Origin of the sequence: Chitinibacter sp. FCG-7 (genome assembly GCF_040047665.1) — a bacterium.
In the GTDB taxonomy this organism is placed as follows: domain Bacteria; phylum Pseudomonadota; class Gammaproteobacteria; order Burkholderiales; family Chitinibacteraceae; genus Chitinibacter; species Chitinibacter mangrovi.
Genome location: NZ_CP157355.1, coordinates 1,749,402 through 1,766,701, shown reverse-complemented (window position 1 = coordinate 1,766,701; position 17,300 = coordinate 1,749,402). Strand labels below are relative to the sequence as shown.

Genomic DNA, 17,300 nt, shown 5'->3' with positions numbered 1-17,300 from the left:
AAACCAGATGATGAATTGCGGCTAAGTCTAGCAGAGATCGGCGCTGAAGGAGATTGGCATCTGCGCTTGGCGATTGCACCATTGCGCCAAAACACAGTGATCCACGGCTACGAAACCGATACGCGAGCCGGGTTCCAAGCGGCTGTGTCAGCTCGCACGCCGGGCTGTTCAAGCGGATTGATTGACGGTGGGCCGAACGGTTTGGCAAAGCTGAATGCACAGGCGCTTGAGCCATTGAGCCGCAGCAATTCCAGCGCGGCTTTGGCTTCAAGCAGTGTGGGGATGTGCCCTGCGGGTATCCACCACAACACCAGCGCTGGGCCGTCGATTTTGCCAAACCAGGCTTTACGCTGTTTGAGCATGGCCAGGTGCTCGCCGGTGTAGACGTAGCGCTGCAGGTCTTCCAGCGATGCCCAGACCGACATATTGGCAATGATCAGCGGATCGGCGTCGTAGCTGATGTCGGTGGCATTGCCGCTGTCGCTTTGCAGCCGCCAGATAAAGCCGGGGCTTTGTTCGGCGAGCTGGTTGATGGCGTCCAGCTGTTCGGTAAAGCCCGCCATCAGCGGGTCGTCCAGCGGCGCGATGGCATGGGCGATATTGAGTTGGGCTAGTTGCCAGTGATTCATGCGCGGACTCCGCCAAATTGTTCGATCAATTCGTCAAACGATAAAAAAACGTCTTCTTGCTGCGCCGCTTGCTCCCATTCCTGCATGGCCGGATGCGCCAGCATGGTATCGACATAGCGCGCAATATCATCGGGTAGCTGCACGCCATAGCTGTAAAGCCGCCAGATCACGGGCGAGTACATGGCGTCGGCAATCGAGAATTCGCCAAACAGGTAATCGCCCGCTACCTGATTGCTGGCGGTCATGTCGCGTGCATTGCGCCAAATGGCAAAAATCCGGGCCAGATCGGCGGCAACTTCCGGTGTATTGGCTTTGCCTTTGGCGCGCAGGCGCACATTCATCGGCAGCTGGCTGCGCAGCGCGCCAAAGCCCGAGTGCATTTCGGCGCAGATGCTGCGGGCTCTGGCTCGCGCCTGGCGATCTGCTGGCCACATGGCAGGGTATTGCTCTGCAAGGTATTCACAGATTGCCATAGAGTCCCATACCCTGAAGTTTTGATCATGCAGACATGGAACCAGACCATTATCCGAATAAGCGCGATGGCTGGCTTTGATGCCCTTGCCGTCTACGCGCACCACGGTTTGCGTAAACGGGATATTAAAGTGCTTGAGCAATAACCAAGGCCGCAGCGACCAGGACGAGTAGTTTTGATAGCCAATATAAAGGTGGTACATCATTGCTCCCGGTGCGGCAAAGTTTGGAAATATGGCCGGATATCCAGTTCATCGGCACAAAAGCGCAGCTCGCCCTGCCCCTCGATCAGAATCTGCCCGGCGCCCAGCAGGTATTGTTCGCCTGCCTGCAGCACCACATCCTGCGGGTGGCGATTGCTCGCTAGCCAGACCTGACCGCTGTCGCAACACAGCCGGGCGTCGCGCCCAAGGCGGGCGAGCAGCAATTCGTGATGTTCCAGCTGCAATTTCAGATAGCGTTCCATGGTCTTATCCCCGCTGATGAAACTGTAGCCACTGGGCGATGGCCGGATGAGCCCATTGTTGCTGTGCGTAATGGGCGAGTTTATCCGGCACGGCGTCGCCATTTTTCAGCAGACGATTGAGCATCAGCGCCAAATCCACATCGGCAATACACCAGTCGCCAAAAATCGGCCTACCCTCGTCGCCGATGAGTTGCCCGGCGGCGGCAAACAGCTTGCTGGCGGCCTGCTGCGCGGCGGCGCTTAAAGGCTGATCGCTAGGCTGCATGAAAACCACTTCGGTGGAGCGCTCTAGCCGGATCGGCAATAAATCACTGCGCAGCCAGGCCTGAATCTGCCGGGCGCGGGCTTTTTGCTGGGCATCGCGCGGGTATAGCGGTGTTCCGCCCCAGTTTTCGTCCAGATATTCGGTAATGGCTGAAGATTCACTTAAACAGAAATCGCCATGCTGGAGCATAGGAACGCGTGCCGACAGCGAATCATGCGCAAATTGCGCCGCGTGCTGCGCGCCAGCAGCCAGATCGACGGTATGCAGCGTGAATGGAATTTGCTTGACGGTAAGCGCCACAAACACCGACATCGCGTATGGGCTGGTGTAGAGTTGATCCACATAAAGGTGTAAGGAATTGGTGCCCATTGCGCTCTCCTATGTCATTTGCATTCACTATATCGAATGATTACACTTTGATCGCTGACGTTTTCTATCTGAATATGTGAATAAAATTTACACAAGGCTACCGTGAATCCCTTACCGCCCCTCCCCGCATTACGCGCCTTTGAAGCGGTTAGCCGCCTAGGCAGCGTGGTAAAAGCTGCCGACGCGCTATCGGTGACGCACAGCGCGATCAGCCATCAGATTCACGCGCTGGAAGACTATCTGGGCCTGCCGCTATTCGAGCGCAGCGGCCGCAAGCTGGCGCTGACCGAAGATGGGCGCAATTACGCGTTGCAAATCCGTATGGCGCTCAATGATATGGCCGAGGCGACGCGCACGGTGCGCGCCAGACCCAAGCCCAATGAAATCAAATTGACGACGATGCCGTCGTTTGGTCTGGGCTGGCTAATTCCGCGGATTCCCGAGTTTCAGGCGCTTTTTCCGCAATACCGCATTGATATTCGCGCCAGCCTGGGTTTTGACGATCTGCATACCGGCCAGCTTGATCTGGCCATCCGTATGGGCGCGGGGGACTGGGAAGGGCTGAAAACGCAGCATTTGCTCGATGATTATCTGGTCGTGGTGGCCGCGCCTGACTACCCGCACCTGCCGCGCACACTGGCCGATTTGGAGCAAGCGCAAATTATCGGCACGCTGGAAAAGTGGAGTAGCTGGGTGAAAGCGGCGCAGCTGGGCGACTGGTCGCCCACATTCGGGCTGTTTTGCAATGACAATAATCTGGCGCTCACCGCAGTGCGGCTGGGGCAAGGGATTGCGCTGGCGCGGCTGTCGCTGGTGCTGGACGAGCTGGTCGATGGCCGCCTGCAACTGGTGGGCAATGTGATTGCGCCTCATCCCAATCGCTACTGGCTGGTGTGGGCGCCACGCGTTGATGGCAGCGCCAAGCTGCATCACTTTATGCAGTGGATTACACAGCGCGCCGCGCAAAGCCAGCAGCAAATGCAGGTGTATATCGATGGGGTATATTCAGCTGAATAATATTAAATATGCTCTGTGGGCTTATACCTGGCCAGGTATTTAAGGCGGATTGGATATGAAAGTGCGGTTTCCGGGCCTGTGTTGCAAGCAGGCATAAGCCGTTGTTGCGGTGCGTTTTAAATCTTGCTGCCGGGCTTGTCGCAGTCTAGTTTGGTATGACGTCTTGTGAGATTAATTCATGCAACTGCTGCAACTTTCCCCGCTTTGGCATCACTCCCGGCAATGGCAAGGCATTCTGGCCTGTGGCCCCGAGGAGCAGCTGGTCGAGCTTGACCGTATGCTGGCCGAATTTGCCATTTCCACCCACCTGCCCTGCTACAGCCAGCTGGCGCTGACATCGGCGCAAGCCCTTCGCCCTTTTGACCCGCAGCAGCTGGTGCTGGCCGTGAATGACGTCAGTGCACTGGCCAGGCTGGGCGAGCAGCAACTGGCGTTTGGCGGCTGGTACACGCAAGCAGGCCCGACGGTTTGCGCGCCTGCCAAGCCCGAATTGCTCGAGCTGGTGGCGCTGGTGACCTCGGACGCCGAGATTGATCAGCTGGAGCTGGTTTTCTCTCGCGCACCGGATCTGACCTTTCGCCTGCTCAAGCTGGTGAACTCGGTGGGGATGCGTTCACGGGTGGAAATAGCCAGCATTCGTCATGCCATTACCGTGCTGGGGCGCAACCAGCTACAGCGCTGGGTGCAGTTGCTGATGTACGCCGAACAGTTTGCCGAATCGGGAGCCATCTCACCGCTATTGATTGCTGCGCTGCTGCGCGCGCGCCGACTGGAAGGATGGGCCGAACACGGTTGGCTCGCAGCCAGCCCGGATTCGGCCTTTTTGCTGGGCATGCTTTCCTTGCTTGAGCAATTATTCCAGCAGCCGCTGGCACAACTGCTGACCAGCTTGCCGCTCAGCGACAATATGAAAGCAGCATTACTAGATAAAGAGGGGGTATTGGGCCAGGCGCTAGCCCAGGCAATCCATATGGAGACATACCTTGATGATGCTGTCTGGGCTATCCATCCGCTGCAGCAGCAAAGCTGGATCAAAGCCGAGGTCGATGCTTATCGTTGGGTGGCTCTACTGGCCGAAGGTTTGCAGCGATGACACCCGGTAACGAGCTTGAACCGGCCATCCGTATTCTGGGTGATATCAACGCCTCGCTGATTGCGCTGGATCTGGAAGGCTATATCACCGGCTGGAATGGCGGTGCCGAGCGATTGTTTGGCTACGGCAGCGATGAAATACTCGGCCAGCATGTGCTGACGCTGTACGCCGAAGAAACTGAGGACGAGGCCGATTTATTCAACCACGTGATCAGCGCGGGCGAAACCACGCTGGAAGTCAAACGCCGGCATAAGGATGGCCGTGAATTCTGGGTGCAGATTCATTTGAATGTGGTGCGCGACGAAGCCGGCCGACCTTTGCGCATGGTGGGTTTTATTCATGATATTAGCGACCAGATCAGCGACCAGATCCGCTCGCGTCTGCTGGCATCGGTCTTCAAGCACACGCCCGATGCCATTGTGATTACCGATGAAAATGCCAGGCTGATCGAATGCAACCCGGCGTATCTGGGCATGATGGGCGATCAGTTGCCCCAGCTGTTGGGCAAAGTGCCCGGTTTTATGCGCGAAGAAATTGGCCGCAAAGGTGCAAACAAAATAACGATAGATGCGCACTTGCAAACCATGGGGCACTGGGAAGGCGAGCTCTGGCTGCGCCGCAGCAATGGTGATGTTTTTCCCGCCTGGCTCAGCTTAAGCGCAGTGCATGGCCGAGAAAAATCGCTGCTCAATTATTTTGCCGTGATGGCCGATCTTAGCGAGCGCAAAGCCGCTGAGGAGCAGATTTTCCGGCTGGCTTATTTTGATACGCTAACCCGCTTGCCCAACCGCAGCCATTTGTTTTCCCTGCTTGAGCAAGCGCTGAGCGAGGCGCGGCGTCAGCAAAGTAGCGGGGCATTGCTGTGTTTTAATATTGCCGGTTTCAAGGCGATTAATGATTCGTTCACGCATCGCGGCGGTGACGAGATTCTGGTGGTGGTTGCCGAGCGCATCCGCAGTTGCCTGCGCGATGAAGACGTGCTGGCGCGTTTTGGCGGCGATGAATTCTGCATCGGCCTATTTGATATCCGCCAGCGCGAAGATGCCGCCATTGTGGCCGAACGGATCATGGCCGCCGTGGCGCTGCCCTACTATATCCAGCAGGAAGAAATCGTGATCAAGGCGCATATCGGGATGAGTGTGTTTCCCGAGGATGGCCGCGATGCCGACAAACTGATCAATCTGGCCGCGATTGCGATGCACAGGGCCAAGCAGGGGCGGCAATCTGCGCTGTTTTATTCCAGCGAAATGAATCAGCGCTCGCTGGCGCGGCTTAAATTATCGACCGATCTGCACCATGCGCTTGAACGCGATGAATTCGAGCTTTACTACCAGCCGCAGGTCAGCGCCAAAACCGGGCTGATTTGTGGTGCCGAAGCACTGGTGCGCTGGCGACATCCGCAGCGCGGCTTGGTGCCGCCGAATGAATTTATCCCGTTCGCCGAGGAAACCGGCCTGATCGTGGCGATTGGCAGCTGGGTTTTCAAGGCGGCGTGCCGACAGCTTGCACAATGGCGACAACAGGGGCTGCTGCTGGAGCGGATTGCCATCAATCTGTCGCCACGGCAATTTAGCCATCGTCTGGTCGCCGAATTGACCGCCGTGCTGGCCGAGTACCAGATTGCCGCGGAATGGATAGAGCTGGAAATCACCGAAACTTTGCTGATGAAGGCCGACGAAGACATCTCGGCCATTCTGGATCAATTGCATCAGGCCGGATTCACGCTGGCGCTGGATGATTTTGGCACCGGCTATTCAAATCTTGGCTATTTGCGCTCGTTTCCGCTCGACTATTTGAAAATTGACCAGAGCTTTGTCCGCGGGCTGCCACAGAACAGCAGCAATGTGGCGATTGTGCGGGCGATTATCGGGATTGCCCAGAATCTGGATTTGCAACTGATCGCCGAAGGCGTTGAAAACGACGAGCAAGCCCAGTTTCTGGCCAGCCTCGATTGCCATCAATTGCAGGGCTACTATCTGGCCCGACCGTTGCCAGTGCATGAATTTGAAGCGCTGCCGCCCACCCGCATCCTGTTTGAACCCAAAGCCGCCTGAAACGATATGACTGGCTATTCAATCCCGCGCCGGTACTGAATGGCTTCGGCAATATGCTGGCTGCCAATCGAATCACTGCCCGCCAGATCGGCGACGGTGCGCGCTACACGCAAAACGCGATGATAGGCGCGCGCTGACCAGCCCAGGCGATTGACGGCATTTTGCAGCAAGGCCAAGCCAGCGGTGTCGGGCTGGCAATGCTCGTCAACGGCCTGACTCAATAGCGCTGCGTTGTGTTTGTGCTGGCGCAGCAGCTGACGCTGGCGCGCCTGAGTCACCCGCTGCCTGACCGGCGCACTGGCTTCGCCCGCATCTCGGCTTAGCAGCACATCATCGGCCAGTGCCCCGACTTCGACCACCATATCAATCCGGTCCAGCAGCGGCCCGGAGATGCGGCCACGATAACGCGCTACCTGTTCGGGTGTGCAGCGGCAGGCTTTTTTCGGATGCCCCAGATAGCCGCACGGGCAGGGATTCATCGCGGCAACCAGCTGAAACTGAGCCGGAAATTCCGCCTGATGCGCGGCGCGCGAGATATGGATTTTGCCGTTCTCCAGCGGCTCGCGCAGCACTTCGAGCACTTTGCGATCGTATTCGGGTAGCTCGTCAAGAAACAGAATGCCATGGTGCGCCAGCGAGATTTCTCCGGGTTGCGGCACACTGCCACCGCCAACCAGCGCGACGCTGGATGCGGTATGGTGCGGCGATCGAAAGGGGCGCTGACCAAAGCGGCTGGGGTCTAGCCCTTTGGCGGCCAGTGATTGTACCGTGGCCGCTTCCAGCGCTTCGTGTTCGGTCAGTGGCGGCAATAGCCCGGGCAGGCGTTGCGCCAGCATTGATTTGCCAGTGCCTGGCGGGCCGATTAGCAGTAGCGAATGATTGCCCGCCGCTGCGATTTCCAGTGCTCGCCTTGCTGCCAGTTGGCCTTTAACATCGGCCAGATCAGGGTAACTGGCTGGCGGGCGTGATTCGGGAGCGCTGGCTGGCATCAGGGATTCGTGTTGCTGGGTGCTGAAGTGCTGGCATACTTGCAGTAAATGCTCGGCAGCCAGTACGCTGGCATCGCTAATCAGTGCCGCTTCCGCGCTGCTGCACTGGCTGATAATCAGCGTGCGCTGGGCGTCCCGGGCGGCAATAGCCAGCGCCAGACCGCCACGAACTGCGCGCAATTGCCCGGTCAAGCCCAGCTCGCCAGCAAATTCAAACTCAGTCAGCCGATCAATCGGCATTTGCTCGCTGGCCGCCAAAATACCGATAGCAATCGCCAGATCGTAATGCCCTGCGCCTTTGGGCAAATCGGCTGGTGCCAGATTGACCGTAATGCGCCGTGCCGGAAATTCAAACCCAGCCACCTGAATGGCGGCACGCACCCGTTCTCTGGCCTCGCGCACTTCGGTGTCGGCCAGCCCGACCAGATTAAAAGCAGGCAGGCCGTTGGCCAGATGCACTTCAACCGTCACCAATTGAGCGTGCATACCGTCTAAAGCGCGCGAATACACCACTGCCAATGACATGTTTGACCCTTGCCGATGCTATGCTGAATTTACAGTGTATGAAGCTTTGGCAAGGATTGAATGGAAAGATGGAACAGAACAAACCAGTGATGCCGGATTTTCGTAATTTTGGCGTTATATTTCGGGCTTTGATGTTGGTGCATCTGGGTATGCTGGTCTATGCGCTGGCTGGGATGAATGCTTGGTCGGAATGGGCGCTCAGGCTGACCGATGCCGCGTTCTGGGTCGAGCCGGTACTGATGGGCGCGATGGCTTTGCTGGCGCTGTGCGCGCCGCTGCTGCGACGCTGGCCTTACCGGCGCAGCCTGATGCTGGTCTATGCGCTGGTTATGGGCTGGACGCTGGTGATTTATCAGGTCTTTAGCAGCATCATGCTCGATGCCTTGCGGGCCGATTTGCTCCAGATGCAGCTGCTGGCGTTGATGACGACCAGCTTTATGATGTGGCACTACCAGCTCTGGCTCAAGACGCTGTCGCCACGTCTGGCTGAAGCACGGCTGCTGGCTTTGCAGGCGCGTATCCGGCCGCATTTTTTCTTCAACAGCCTCAATGCAGTGCTATCTTTAATTCGCAGCCAGCCCAGATTGGCCGAACAGCTGTTGCAAAATTTATCCGAATTATTCCGCGTGGCCATGGGCAACCAGTCGGCACTGTCCACTTTGCAGCGTGAAGTCGAGCTGGCTCAAGGCTATTTGGAAATTGAAAAAGTCCGGCTGGGAGAGCGGCTGCATGTTGAATGGCATGTCGACAAAATGCCGGGCAAGGCATCGATTCCGCCGTTGATTTTGCAGCCATTGCTGGAAAATGCCGTCTACCATGGTATTGAGCCCAGTATTGAAACCGGCATTATTCAGATCAATATCTTCCGGTCACGCAATGAAGTGCATATTGATATTCGTAATCCGATGATTAATCACGCAGTACAGAGAATCGGTAATGGCATGGCTCAGGATAATGTGAGAGAAAGGTTGTTGTTATATTTCGATGCCGAGGCAAATCTGAGCATTCAGCGTGGAAATGACTATTATCAAGTACATATCGTGCTGCCTTATCGGGAGCTAAACAATGAACAAACCGTTGCGCCTGTTTTTAGTTGATGATGAATTGCCAGCCCTGATGCGCTTGCAAGACCTGCTGGGGGATTGCGCGCAAGAGTGCCCGCACGTCATTGTTGGCACGGCCACCAATGGCATTACTGCTTTGCCGCAGATTGCCGAACACGAAATCGACGTGGTGATTCTGGATATCCAGATGCCGCAAATGAGCGGCATCGAAGTCGCCCGCAAGCTGCTGAATCTGTCACGCCCACCGATGGTGATTTTTGCTACGGCATTTGAAGATTATGGCGTGGCTGCGTTTGATGTTCGTGCGGTTGATTACCTGCTTAAACCGATCCGCACCGAGCGCTTACTGGCGGCATTAAAACGTGTTCTTGAATTGCGGCATAACCCTGGCGAAGCCAGCGCCGCTGCGCCAGTGAATGATGGTGCCCGCAGTCACTTCAGCGTGTCCGAGCGTGGCCGCGTACACCTGATTCCGGTGTCCGAAGCGCGCTTTTTGAAAGCGGAGCAAAAGTACATCACATTGCGTACGCACGACCGGGAATATCTGCTGGAAGACTCGCTGACCAAGCTGGAAGATGAATTTGGATCAAAGTTTGTGCGAATACACCGCAACTGTCTGGTTTCCCGCGATAGTATTGCCGGATTCGAGCGGGCGACGATTAATGGTAGTGACGGGCATTGGGTGGTGATTCTGCGCGATGTGCCCGAGCGCTTGCCAGTGAGCCGGCGCCAGCAACACGTGATCAAAGAATTCAAGAAAGGCCATGATGGATAATTTCAGTATCAACACCCCATCCCTGCTGTTTCCGGCCATTTCCCTGCTGATGCTGGCGTATACCAATCGCTTTCTGGCGATTTCCGGCATCATCCGCCAGCTATACGAACACCACCGCGCCAATCCCCACGAAAACATCTTGCGCCAGCTGAATAATCTGAAAATGCGGGTCTGGCTGATCCGCTATATGCAGGCGCTGGGGATTAGCAGCCTGTTGCTGTGTATTGTCTCGATGGTGCTGGTTTCGATCTCGCATGCCGATTGGGCTCAGCTGCTGTTTATCGGCAGCCTGATTCTGATGGTGGGCTCGCTGGTGCTGTGTCTGCTGGAAGTGATGGTGTCTGATGCCGCGCTGAAAATTCTGCTGGCTGATATTGAAGACGAGATACGGCAGCATTGAGCTGAAGGGTATTGGAATACCAAGATACCCTATGTGGTATTTACCTGAAAGTTAATAAGAAAAAGGCCATGGGGATATACCCATGGCCTTTTTCTTTATGCCAGTAAAACCAGCCCCCACATCATAGCCAGATTTATCAGGCCGATCAGCTGTGCTGCACTACCCAGATCTTTGGCGCGTTTGGCCAGATGGTGTTTTTCCAGCGAAGTATGGTCCACTGCCGCTTCGATCGCCGAATTGAGCAATTCGACAATCACACAGGCCAGATGGCTACCAATCAGCAAGGCTTTGCCCCAGATTGGTACGGGCAGATACAGGGCCACCGGAATGCCGGCCACGGCCAGTAACAACACCTGGCGAAAAGCCGCCTCGTTTTGCCAGCCTGCACGCAGGCCATCAATTGAATAACCCAGTGCATTGAATACCCGCTTGATGCCTGTTTTGCCTTTAAATGGGCTCTCACTCACGCTTGCTCTCCTGTTACTGCTGGGTTGGAAAATACATCGGCATAGCATACATAACTGCTGATTAGCGCGACTGGCAAGCCGATCAGCAAACCTAAAAAGAAGGGCAGCATCAGCAGCAAAAGCAGAAGCCCGCCCAGCAAGGACATCAGCAAGATGGGCGACCAGTTGCGCCAGAAGGCTAAAAATGACATTTTCATCGCATCAGTCGCGCTCATCTGATTGAGCATCACCAGCGCAGGCGCATAAAAATAGGCGCTATACACCAAAGCAAAACAGCCCAGCATCAGCAGACCCAGCGGCCATAGATGGCTGATCTGGCTAAATTCGCTGATTTCTTTGGGCAGCGCGTCAATCACGCCGATCAGCGCCAGACCATCGATTGCCGCAGAGAGCAGAAACATCAGCGTAATGGTACCCAGCATGTAATAAGCCCCCACCTTGATCAGATCAATCGTATAGCTTTGAAAACCGGCAAACAGTGTCGCGATGGGGGGCTGCTCACCCAGATCGGTGCGCTGCGCCGCCAGCATCAGGCCACCGAGCAAAACCGGCCCCAGCAAAGTGCTGAGAAAGCCGCCAATGAACGGAATCAGGCTGCTGGCCAGCATAATGACAATAAACAGCCCCGTCATGCCCACCCATGCCGTTGGTGCCTGACGAAACAGCCGGAATGATTGCACGATCCACGCCCAGCCTTGCGCTGTGGCCACGCTGCGCGGCTCAATGGCGCTATCAATCACGGCGTCAAGATCAATCATCGGATTGTGTTCTGACATGCTAAATCCAGAGTAATGACAAAATGCCCTAATGCTAGCAGCTCGTTTGGGCTTGCGGACATTTTTCAATGGCAGTATTAAGGGCGCATTAAGCATTGGCATCTGCACGTACAAATAAAAAACCGCTGCCGACCAATGAGATCGTGCAGCGGCCCGATTGGCCAAAGCGCCCTTAAATGGTGGCCAGTGCCTGACGTGCGATCATCAGCTCTTCATTGGTTGGAATCACATACACTGCCACTTTGCTGTCGGCCAGGCTGATGCGGCGTGGTTCGCCCGAGCGGACGGCGTTGGCCGCTTCGTCGATTTCCACGCCCAGCCAGCGTAGCTGGTGGCAAACATTGGCGCGGGTGATGGCGTCATTTTCACCAATCCCGGCGGTGAACACCAGGCAATCCAGGCCGCCAATCGCCGCGGCCAGCGACGCGGTTTCCCGCACAATACGGCGGGCGAAGTAGTCGATGGCAAATTTGGCCAAAGGCTCGCTAGATGATTGCAGCGCGCGCATATCGCTGGAAATGCCGCCAGACAGGCCCAGCAGACCTGATTCTTTATACAGCAGCGTTTCAATCTGTTTGGCGTCCATCTGCAGATGGTTCATCAGGTGCAGCAAAACACCGCCATCAATGCTGCCACAGCGCGTGCCCATCGGCAGGCCTTCCAGCGCGGTAAAGCCCATGGTGGTCGCCTGACACTCGCCACCGAGCAAAGCCGCCATGGACGAGCCATTGCCCAGATGCGCCACCACGGTGCGCCCTTCTGCTGCGCGGGTGTCGATATGTGGTAGCACGCTGGCGATGTATTCGTATGACAAGCCGTGGAAACCGTAACGGCGGATGCCTTCTTTCTGCGCAAATTCATAGGGTAGAGCAAACAGCTGGTTCAGCTCGGGCTGTGTGGTGTGGAAGGCCGTGTCAAAGCAGGTGACTTGCGGCGCATTGGGCAGCAGATCCTGCAAAATCTTGATCGGCGCAATATTGTGCGGCTCGTGCAAAGGCGCCAGCGGAATCAGCGCTTCCAGCCCGGCGATCAGTTCGGGCGTCACTCGCTCCGGATGCGAATATTTGGTTCCGCCATGCACCACGCGGTGGCCCACCACCTTGATTTCGCGCCCGCCCAGACGTTGCTCCAGCCAGCTGAGCATATGGCGCAGTGCGTAATCGTGATTTTTCGGCACATCGGCAGGCAGCACTTCGTCGGCCACTTTCTGGTCGGCGGCGTCCTTGGCGGTGAATTTGGGTTCTACATACAGGCCTTCCATTTGCCCCTTGAACAGCACCTGTGGGTCGGCCGAGCCAGCGGTTTCAAACAAAGAAAACTTGATGCTGGAAGACCCTGCATTAATGACCAAGACCAGATCGCTCATGGAAAACTCCTCAATTCATGGAAAATCGCCGCAGCGCCAGCGTGTGCCTTGCTTGTGGTGCGGTGTTTAAATAATACTAAGCAAAATTTATCACACGCCAGCATCAGGCCGAAGGCCGTACATGGTGTGCTAGCGCTGCGTGAAAAAGGTTTCTTTTCGCTATGCTACGCAGCATAGTCTGCGTGGGCGCACATCTTATTGGCGAATATCAATGCTTGGATACTATTTGGATCGTAAATAATGACAATCAGCTATACCACGCATCTGATCTGTGCGCCCGATTTACCCGAAGCGGCCGAGGTGCTGGTGTTTCACGTGAAACCGGGGCAGTTTGTCGGCTCTGACACTTTGCTCATGACCTTGCTGGCCGCCGATCAGGAATGGCCAGTGCATGCGCCCGACGATGGCCAGATTGGCAGTTTGATGGTTGAACATGGCGATTTTGTGAACAGCAATGATTTGCTGCTGCTCATGGAGATTGCCGAAAAACCATCGGCTTTTGCTTTGCTCGATTTCGATGCGGAAGACACGTCAGCAGCCCACACCATCGTGGCCGCGCCACCGCCGATCACCGAGCCGGTTCCCGCTGCTGGGCAATTGGCCGTCAGCTCTGCTGCTGCCACACTGGCCGCCAGGCTGGGGGTCGATCTGAATCGCTTGAGCACGGAGACCCTGATCGACGAAGATGCCGTCCTCGAATTTGCCCGTCAGGAATTGCTCACTCTGGGCAAAATCCGCAAATTGCTGGCTTAGTGGCAAGCCTGTCTTCGGTGAATTCAAATCTGATTATTGTTTGTTATATGCATGGCTGGGGTATGTGGCTGTAGGAAAATCTATATATGCTCTCCAGTGTTATACCCATTAGTCAATATTTCAGGTTTTAATCTTGCTGGGTGATACACCAAAGTGTTGTCTGAAGCGACGTGAAAAACTTGCCACTTCCTGATAGCCCACCGCGCTGGCCACCTCGCCCACGCTCAGGCCTTGTCCCAGCAATTGCCGGGCGTGCTGCATGCGCAGGTTGAACACCTGCTGCCCCGGCGCTTGCCCCAGATGCGTCAGGCAGAGCCGGTGCAAATGCGCGGTGGTGATCTGCAACTGTCGTGCCAGTGTTTCTACCGACCAGTCTTGCGCTGGCGCTTTGGCCACTTCGCTAAATAGCGCGTGCAATTGCTGCGGCCAGCCCAATCGCATTTCGCTCGAGCCCACGGCGCGCTGTAGCTGCAGGCTGAGCATTTCCAGTGCTTGCATCACCAGGGTATAGCGCTGTCCGTCATTGTGCAGCTGGGCTTCACGCTGATACAGGGAGATGGCATCGTGAATATGCCAGCCTGCATCGCTGTCTTTGACATAGCAATGTGGCTGCACCAGATGCGCCCAGCGGATATCGTTACTGAGCAATAGCCACGCAATATGCAACGGCTGATCGCCGGTGCGCCGATAACCGCGCTGCCCGCGCGCGGGCTGAAAAGCCATTTGCCCGGCGTTGAAAGGCCAGCGGGTTTCGCCTTCAAACAGCTCGCCCTGCCCGCTCAGGCAAAACACCAGCACATGAAAACTGGAGTCGATTCGCTCGATTTCGCACTGGCCCCATGCTTGCGAGACGCCGCACATAAAAATCGCCTTTTCGCGGATCGCCGGGTGCGAGGCCTTGTGAAACACATGCGCGCCCACCTGACGATTCCAGCCCTGTTCGTCGCAATCGAAGCGTTCGTAGTAAATCAGTGCCATGGCGGTTTCTATGAGAGATTTAGACAAATAGCAGGTAATCTTCGAGCATTCCCATCCAATCTGCAAGCTGATTAAATGTAAATTCATCAGCCATGAGTAAGTGATCAAGATGGAAAAGTCAGCAATCTCTGAATACGCCACCGCCGCACTGGCCTGCTATCAGGCGCAATGCGGCGGTGTGGCTACGCTGGACCGTGAAATTAGCGGCTTTTATGGCTGTGCCCTGCTGCTGAGCGGCAGTGCGGGTGATGTGGTGGTGAAGTTTGGCTGGCAACCCGCCCGCGCTGAGCAGGAAGTGATCGGTTTGTCCCGGCTGGCCCCGCATTGCCGCGTCGCCATGCCGGATGTGATCTGGCGCGGCACGATGATGGTGCTCGGTGCGCAGCGCGATGTGCTGATTTTAAGTCGCCTGCCCGGCGTTGCCCCGTGGGATGTGGCCAAGCCGTGGGCGAATCCTGAGCACACCGCGCAGCAAGTGGTCGATGTTTTGCTCGGCTGGCATGCCGTCAGCGACGAGCGCGGCTTCGAGCTGCCCGATGGCGGTTTTGTTGGCGATCTGCTGAGCGCTTTCGACGCGTGGACTTTGCCCTTGCACGACTATGTGCAAAGCGATGCTTCGCCGTTTACGCAGCAACAGAAGCGCGCCTATGCGCTGTTGTGGCAGCAGCGCCAACGCTTTCTCGCGCCGCTGGCGGGCATGCCGTCGAGCCTGGTGCATGACGATCCGCACGCAGGCAATTTTCTGTTTGACGCGCACAGTGGCGAACTCCTCGCTGCGCTCGACCCGTGCGACGTCGCTTTCCGTCATCGTGAACAAGATATTTTCCACCTCGCCGATGTCGCTCCTGAGCTGCAATTACTTGAAACCTATTTACAGCATTACGACGCACCCAAAGGCTTTACCGCGCGTCGCTGGTTTTTTTCCTTGTGGGACGACGTCAAGCACAGCCGCAATTTGCGCTGGTACGACGCGCAATGGTTTGACGACAAACTAGCCAAGCTGGCCGTCGAAGACGCCGCTTTTGCCGAATTCGGCAGCAAAGAAGCCAGCCATGCCTGAACCGTGGCTACTCAAAACCGCCAATTTGCTGCAAATCTGTGTGCCGCTGCTGTCGCTCAGTGCCTATCTGCCGCAATGGAAAAAAATTCTCCGAACCCGCTCGGCGCACGATATTTCGCTGCGTGCCTGGCTGATCTGGACGGTCTCATCGCTATTTGCGCTGTGCTACGCCGCCGTGCAATGGCTGATTAATCAGCAAACGTGGCCGCTGCTGATCTCGAGCAGTGCGACAGTGCTCTGTGTTTTAACGACGGTCGCGCTGGTGCTGTTCTACCGCCGCCGCGCTGGTGAATAAAAGGATATGAAATGAAACGATCTGCACTCTTAGCTTTTTTCGCGCTCAACTTTGTTGCCGCCCACCTCTTCGCCGCCGAGCGCGTGCTGCTGCGCGAGAATATGGACTCGGACACCAGCCAGTGGATAGGCCAAAAAGGCGATGGCAGCGTGCCGCTGTTTGGGCAATTTATCGCTGACCCGCTGGGTAGCGATAAAAAAGTGCTGCGCTTTGACAAGAAAGTCATGGGTGGCGACTTCTTCTCGAAAGCGCGTTTCAAAGCAGGCAAGTATCGCCTGTCGTTTGATTATCTCGGCACTTGCCCGGCCAAAAACTGTGGCGGTGTGATCGGTATTTCGTCCGATTTTCCAGGCCGGACGACGTGGCTGGCAGGTACTGCGGCGGGTTTTCCGCACACCTTGCGCGATAGTCATCAGTGGCAGCATTACGATCTAACGGTCGATGCAGCGTTCAATTTCCATCTGGTGCTCGAGCATTGGGTCGAATCGGCTGGCGCGGTTGGCTCCGTGCATTTTGCGGGCATCGAGCTGGCTGCGCTCGATGAAAAAGGCGGTGTGATGGCGGCGGGCGCGAGCACCGATTACCGCAATCTCACGCTCGAGAGCAAGGTGCTGCAAAAGCCAATGCGCGTGCAGGTCTATCTACCGCAAGGCTACGACGCGAAGAAAAAATACCCGGTGCTGTACTGGTTGCCTGCGTTCAATAACAGCGAAAGCGACGCACTATATAACACCGGCCTTGGTGGCCTTGCCGACGAACTGATTGCAAAGGGCCAGCTGCAGCCGATGATCATCGTCGCGCCGCAGGCCGACAATAGCTGGTACACCAATACCGCCAGCGCGCCGTCCGAGCGCACTTTCCGCAGCGACCGTTTTGGCGAAGGCCGCTACGAAGATTACCTGCTCGATGAGCTGATTCCGTGGACTGAAAAGCAGTTTGCCGTCGACGCACGACCCGCTGCGCGCTGGATAGGCGGGATTTCGATGGGCGGCTACGGCGCAGTGGCGCTGGCGCTGCGCCATCCGACGACGTTTAGCCGCGTCGGTGGCCACAGCCCGGCGATTTTGGGCGCAGGGCGCGCCAACTACCGTTTTGGCGAATTTGTCCTCAACTGGCTCTACCCCGACGCCGCAACGCGCTCGGTGCGCGACCCGATGTTGCTGGTCAAAAACGCCCCGCTCGATGGTATGCAATTCTGGCTCGATGCCGGTGAGCAGGATTTTGAAATCCTTAAAGAAAGCAAAGACTTCGCCGCCCAACTCAAACTGCGCGGCGCTCAATATCAATTCAGCAGCGGCGCGGGTGGGCACGACAGCTTTTACTGGAATGAAGAACGCTTAAATCGCTATTTGCGCTTTTATGGCGGGATTTAAGGCGCACGCACCAAGTTCCCCCTTCGACGAAGGGGGCTAGGGGGGATTTCTGCACGGTTTGGGCAATTTGTTTTACCGAGATAGAGCCAAATCCCCTTACCTCCCCCTTTTACAA

General features: G+C 56.4%; 19 protein-coding genes. 10 read left to right on the top strand and 9 right to left on the bottom strand.

Features of this window, described 5'->3' with window-relative positions; all coding sequences use genetic code 11:
- Positions 1–107 precede the first annotated feature (107 nt).
- Genes ABHF33_RS08445 through yfcF form a run of 4 tightly spaced genes read right to left on the bottom strand, consistent with a single transcriptional unit; the run spans position 108 to position 2,200 of the window.
- Positions 108–629, bottom strand: coding sequence for a DUF3291 domain-containing protein (locus ABHF33_RS08445; RefSeq protein WP_348946557.1), 522 nt, complete (start codon positions 627–629; stop codon positions 108–110).
- Complete coding sequence (locus ABHF33_RS08440; RefSeq protein WP_348946556.1) at positions 626–1,306, bottom strand: glutathione S-transferase family protein; 681 nt, start codon at positions 1,304–1,306, stop codon at positions 626–628. Before ABHF33_RS08440 ends, ABHF33_RS08445 begins: the two co-directional genes overlap by 4 nt.
- Positions 1,303–1,566, bottom strand: coding sequence for a DUF2917 domain-containing protein (locus tag ABHF33_RS08435; RefSeq protein WP_348946555.1), 264 nt, complete (start codon positions 1,564–1,566; stop codon positions 1,303–1,305). The genes ABHF33_RS08440 and ABHF33_RS08435 overlap by 4 nt, the downstream gene beginning before the upstream one ends.
- Positions 1,567–1,570: 4 nt before the next feature.
- Positions 1,571–2,200, bottom strand: coding sequence for a glutathione transferase (gene yfcF / locus ABHF33_RS08430; protein ID WP_348946553.1), 630 nt, complete (start codon positions 2,198–2,200; stop codon positions 1,571–1,573).
- A gap of 102 nt (positions 2,201–2,302) precedes the next feature.
- Here yfcF and ABHF33_RS08425 point away from each other — a divergent pair, with 102 nt between their 5' ends.
- The 3 genes from ABHF33_RS08425 (at position 2,303) to ABHF33_RS08415 (ending at position 6,364) form a co-directional block, all read left to right on the top strand.
- Positions 2,303–3,217 carry a LysR substrate-binding domain-containing protein gene (locus ABHF33_RS08425; protein WP_348946552.1) on the top strand — a complete coding sequence of 305 codons (915 nt, stop codon included), beginning with the start codon at positions 2,303–2,305 and terminating at the stop codon, positions 3,215–3,217.
- Between the two features lie 178 nt (positions 3,218–3,395).
- Positions 3,396–4,310: an EAL and HDOD domain-containing protein gene (locus tag ABHF33_RS08420; protein WP_348946551.1), complete on the top strand. Its 915-nt coding sequence runs from the start codon at positions 3,396–3,398 to the stop codon at positions 4,308–4,310.
- The gene (locus ABHF33_RS08415; protein WP_348946550.1) at positions 4,307–6,364 is read left to right on the top strand and encodes a putative bifunctional diguanylate cyclase/phosphodiesterase; all 2,058 of its coding nucleotides are present in this window, start codon (positions 4,307–4,309) and stop codon (positions 6,362–6,364) included. The genes ABHF33_RS08420 and ABHF33_RS08415 overlap by 4 nt, the downstream gene beginning before the upstream one ends.
- Positions 6,365–6,378: 14 nt before the next feature.
- Here the strand turns inward: ABHF33_RS08415 and ABHF33_RS08410 are convergent, their stop codons facing one another.
- Positions 6,379–7,878 carry a YifB family Mg chelatase-like AAA ATPase gene (locus ABHF33_RS08410; RefSeq protein ID WP_348946549.1) on the bottom strand — a complete coding sequence of 500 codons (1,500 nt, stop codon included), beginning with the start codon at positions 7,876–7,878 and terminating at the stop codon, positions 6,379–6,381.
- A 68-nt stretch (positions 7,879–7,946) separates the two neighbouring features.
- On the opposite strand from ABHF33_RS08410, the gene ABHF33_RS08405 reads away from it, so the two are divergent.
- The 3 genes from ABHF33_RS08405 to ABHF33_RS08395 are packed head-to-tail and all read left to right on the top strand — an operon-like array spanning position 7,947 to position 10,117.
- The gene (locus ABHF33_RS08405) at positions 7,947–8,975 is read left to right on the top strand and encodes a sensor histidine kinase (protein ID WP_348946547.1); all 1,029 of its coding nucleotides are present in this window, start codon (positions 7,947–7,949) and stop codon (positions 8,973–8,975) included.
- Positions 8,944–9,717, top strand: coding sequence for a LytR/AlgR family response regulator transcription factor (locus ABHF33_RS08400; RefSeq protein ID WP_348946546.1), 774 nt, complete (start codon positions 8,944–8,946; stop codon positions 9,715–9,717). The genes ABHF33_RS08405 and ABHF33_RS08400 overlap by 32 nt, the downstream gene beginning before the upstream one ends.
- Positions 9,707–10,117 (top strand): DUF2721 domain-containing protein, encoded by a 411-nt coding sequence (locus ABHF33_RS08395; RefSeq protein ID WP_348946545.1) that lies wholly within the window; start codon positions 9,707–9,709, stop codon positions 10,115–10,117. The genes ABHF33_RS08400 and ABHF33_RS08395 overlap by 11 nt, the downstream gene beginning before the upstream one ends.
- Positions 10,118–10,212: 95 nt before the next feature.
- Here the strand turns inward: ABHF33_RS08395 and ABHF33_RS08390 are convergent, their stop codons facing one another.
- The 3 genes from ABHF33_RS08390 to ABHF33_RS08380 all read right to left on the bottom strand — a co-directional run bounded on the left by ABHF33_RS08390 (position 10,213) and on the right by ABHF33_RS08380 (position 12,726).
- On the bottom strand, positions 10,213–10,584 hold the full coding sequence (locus ABHF33_RS08390) for a diacylglycerol kinase (protein WP_348946544.1): 372 nt from the start codon (positions 10,582–10,584) through the stop codon (positions 10,213–10,215).
- Positions 10,581–11,360 carry a BPSS1780 family membrane protein gene (locus ABHF33_RS08385; protein ID WP_348946543.1) on the bottom strand — a complete coding sequence of 260 codons (780 nt, stop codon included), beginning with the start codon at positions 11,358–11,360 and terminating at the stop codon, positions 10,581–10,583. Before ABHF33_RS08385 ends, ABHF33_RS08390 begins: the two co-directional genes overlap by 4 nt.
- A gap of 172 nt (positions 11,361–11,532) precedes the next feature.
- On the bottom strand, positions 11,533–12,726 hold the full coding sequence (locus ABHF33_RS08380) for an acetate/propionate family kinase (RefSeq protein WP_348946542.1): 1,194 nt from the start codon (positions 12,724–12,726) through the stop codon (positions 11,533–11,535).
- 240 nt (positions 12,727–12,966) lie between these two features.
- Here ABHF33_RS08380 and ABHF33_RS08375 point away from each other — a divergent pair, with 240 nt between their 5' ends.
- Positions 12,967–13,479: a biotin/lipoyl-containing protein gene (locus tag ABHF33_RS08375; protein WP_348946541.1), complete on the top strand. Its 513-nt coding sequence runs from the start codon at positions 12,967–12,969 to the stop codon at positions 13,477–13,479.
- 120 nt (positions 13,480–13,599) lie between these two features.
- Here ABHF33_RS08375 and ABHF33_RS08370 read toward each other — a convergent pair whose 3' ends face one another.
- On the bottom strand, positions 13,600–14,457 hold the full coding sequence (locus ABHF33_RS08370) for a helix-turn-helix transcriptional regulator (protein WP_348946540.1): 858 nt from the start codon (positions 14,455–14,457) through the stop codon (positions 13,600–13,602).
- Positions 14,458–14,566: 109 nt separating this feature from the next.
- On the opposite strand from ABHF33_RS08370, the gene ABHF33_RS08365 reads away from it, so the two are divergent.
- The 3 genes from ABHF33_RS08365 to ABHF33_RS08355 are packed head-to-tail and all read left to right on the top strand — an operon-like array spanning position 14,567 to position 17,185.
- Positions 14,567–15,517 (top strand): phosphotransferase, encoded by a 951-nt coding sequence (locus ABHF33_RS08365; protein ID WP_348946539.1) that lies wholly within the window; start codon positions 14,567–14,569, stop codon positions 15,515–15,517.
- On the top strand, positions 15,510–15,812 hold the full coding sequence (locus ABHF33_RS08360) for a PQ-loop domain-containing transporter (protein WP_348946538.1): 303 nt from the start codon (positions 15,510–15,512) through the stop codon (positions 15,810–15,812). The genes ABHF33_RS08365 and ABHF33_RS08360 overlap by 8 nt, the downstream gene beginning before the upstream one ends.
- A gap of 11 nt (positions 15,813–15,823) precedes the next feature.
- Entirely contained in the window at positions 15,824–17,185 is a 1,362-nt protein-coding gene (locus ABHF33_RS08355) for an alpha/beta hydrolase (protein WP_348946537.1), read from the top strand.
- The last annotated feature ends 115 nt before the right edge of the window (positions 17,186–17,300 follow it).

Coding starts and splice junctions, on each gene's coding strand:
- ABHF33_RS08445 (WP_348946557.1), bottom strand. CDS start 629: ATGAATCACTGGCAACTAGCCCAACTCAATATCGCCCATGCCATCGCG.
- ABHF33_RS08440 (WP_348946556.1), bottom strand. CDS start 1,306: ATGATGTACCACCTTTATATTGGCTATCAAAACTACTCGTCCTGGTCG.
- ABHF33_RS08435 (WP_348946555.1), bottom strand. CDS start 1,566: ATGGAACGCTATCTGAAATTGCAGCTGGAACATCACGAATTGCTGCTC.
- yfcF (WP_348946553.1), bottom strand. CDS start 2,200: ATGGGCACCAATTCCTTACACCTTTATGTGGATCAACTCTACACCAGC.
- ABHF33_RS08420 (WP_348946551.1), top strand. CDS start 3,396: ATGCAACTGCTGCAACTTTCCCCGCTTTGGCATCACTCCCGGCAATGG.
- ABHF33_RS08415 (WP_348946550.1), top strand. CDS start 4,307: ATGACACCCGGTAACGAGCTTGAACCGGCCATCCGTATTCTGGGTGAT.
- ABHF33_RS08410 (WP_348946549.1), bottom strand. CDS start 7,878: ATGTCATTGGCAGTGGTGTATTCGCGCGCTTTAGACGGTATGCACGCT.
- ABHF33_RS08405 (WP_348946547.1), top strand. CDS start 7,947: ATGGAACAGAACAAACCAGTGATGCCGGATTTTCGTAATTTTGGCGTT.
- ABHF33_RS08400 (WP_348946546.1), top strand. CDS start 8,944: ATGAACAAACCGTTGCGCCTGTTTTTAGTTGATGATGAATTGCCAGCC.
- ABHF33_RS08395 (WP_348946545.1), top strand. CDS start 9,707: ATGATGGATAATTTCAGTATCAACACCCCATCCCTGCTGTTTCCGGCC.
- ABHF33_RS08385 (WP_348946543.1), bottom strand. CDS start 11,360: ATGTCAGAACACAATCCGATGATTGATCTTGACGCCGTGATTGATAGC.
- ABHF33_RS08380 (WP_348946542.1), bottom strand. CDS start 12,726: ATGAGCGATCTGGTCTTGGTCATTAATGCAGGGTCTTCCAGCATCAAG.
- ABHF33_RS08375 (WP_348946541.1), top strand. CDS start 12,967: ATGACAATCAGCTATACCACGCATCTGATCTGTGCGCCCGATTTACCC.
- ABHF33_RS08370 (WP_348946540.1), bottom strand. CDS start 14,457: ATGGCACTGATTTACTACGAACGCTTCGATTGCGACGAACAGGGCTGG.
- ABHF33_RS08365 (WP_348946539.1), top strand. CDS start 14,567: ATGGAAAAGTCAGCAATCTCTGAATACGCCACCGCCGCACTGGCCTGC.
- ABHF33_RS08360 (WP_348946538.1), top strand. CDS start 15,510: ATGCCTGAACCGTGGCTACTCAAAACCGCCAATTTGCTGCAAATCTGT.
- ABHF33_RS08355 (WP_348946537.1), top strand. CDS start 15,824: ATGAAACGATCTGCACTCTTAGCTTTTTTCGCGCTCAACTTTGTTGCC.